At 54.0% G+C, this 1,712-nt stretch carries 1 rRNA gene; it reads left to right on the top strand.

Features of this window, described 5'->3' with window-relative positions:
- A 23S ribosomal RNA gene (locus WG8_RS20225) occupies nucleotides 1-1,712 on the top strand; the annotation flags it as partial.

Below are 1,712 nucleotides of genomic sequence, written 5' to 3'. Positions count from 1 at the left end.
GTCTGGAAAGGCCCGCCAGAGAAGGTAAAAGCCCTGTAGTTCAAAACCCGTTCCCTCCGAGACGGATCCCGAGTAGTGCGGGGCACGTGAAACCCCGTATGAATCCGGCAGGACCATCTGCCAAGGCTAAATACTCCCTGGCGACCGATAGTGAAGCAGTACCGTGAGGGAAAGGTGAAAAGCACCCCGGAAGGGGAGTGAAATAGATCCTGAAACCGTGTGCTTACAAGAAGTCAGAGCCCAATTTAGGGGTGATGGCGTGCCTTTTGTAGAATGAACCGGCGAGTTACGTTCCCGTGCAAGGTTAAGGTGAAGAGCTGAAGCCGCAGCGAAAGCGAGTCTGAATAGGGCGAATGAGTACGTGGACGTAGACCCGAAACCGGGTGATCTACCCCTGTCCAGGGTGAAGGTGCGGTAACACGCACTGGAGGCCCGAACCCACGCATGTTGAAAAATGCGGGGATGAGGTGGGGGTAGCGGAGAAATTCCAATCGAACCCGGAGATAGCTGGTTCTCCCCGAAATAGCTTTAGGGCTAGCCTCGGAAAACAGAGTCGTGGAGGTAGAGCACTGATTGGGTGCGGGGTCCGCAAGGGTTACCAAGCTCAGTCAAACTCCGAATGCCATAGACTTACTTCCGGGAGTCAGACAGTGAGTGCTAAGATCCATTGTCAAAAGGGAAACAGCCCAGACCATCAGCTAAGGTCCCCAAGTGTGTGTTAAGTGGGAAAGGATGTGGAGTTGCACAGACAACCAGGATGTTGGCTTAGAAGCAGCCACCATTGAAAGAGTGCGTAATAGCTCACTGGTCGAGTGACTCTGCGCCGAAAATGTAACGGGGCTAAACACACCACCGAAGCTATGGCTTGATGCTTGCATCAGGGGTAGGGGAGCGTTGAATGCGGGTTGAAGGTGTACCGGAAGGAGCGCTGGACTGCATTCAAGTGAGAATGCCGGTATGAGTAACGAAAAGATCTGTGAGAATCAGATCCGCCGAAAGCCTAAGGGTTCCTGAGGAAGGTTCGTCCGCTCAGGGTAAGTCGGGACCTAAGGCGAGGCCGATAGGCGTAGTCGAAGGACAACAGGTCGAAATTCCTGTACCACCGTAATCCGTTATGAGCGATGGGGTGACGCAGTAGGGTAGTGATGCGGACTGATGGATGTCCGTCCAAGCAGTGAGGCTGGTGTGTAGGCAAATCCGCACAGCGTAAGGCTGGGCTGTGATGGGGAGCGAAAATTGCAGGAGCGAAGGTCATGATCTCAGACTGCCAAGAAAAGCCTCTAGCCAGGAGAAGGTGCCCGTACCGCAAACCGACACAGGTAGGCGAGAAGAGAATTCTAAGGCGCGCGGAAGAACTCTCGTTAAGGAACTCGGCAAAATGACCCCGTAACTTCGGGAGAAGGGGTGCCTCGGTAGGGTGAATAGCCCGAGGGGGCCGCAGTGAAAAGGCCCAAGCGACTGTTTAGCAAAAACACAGGTCTGTGCGAAGCCGCAAGGCGAAGTATACGGGCTGACGCCTGCCCGGTGCTGGAAGGTTAAGGGGAGTGGTAAGCTCTTTAAGAGCGAAGCTATGAACCGAAGCCCCAGTAAACGGCGGCCGTAACTATAACGGTCCTAAGGTAGCGAAATTCCTTGTCAGGTAAATTCTGACCCGCACGAATGGCGTAACGACTTGGGCGCTGTCTCAACGAGAGATCCGGTGAAATTTTAAT

The organism is Paenibacillus sp. Aloe-11 (assembly GCF_000245715.1).
Taxonomy (GTDB): domain Bacteria; phylum Bacillota; class Bacilli; order Paenibacillales; family Paenibacillaceae; genus Paenibacillus; species Paenibacillus kribbensis.
The sequence above is the reverse complement of the archived record's forward strand: the minus strand, read 5'-3'. Positions and strand labels throughout refer to the sequence as shown.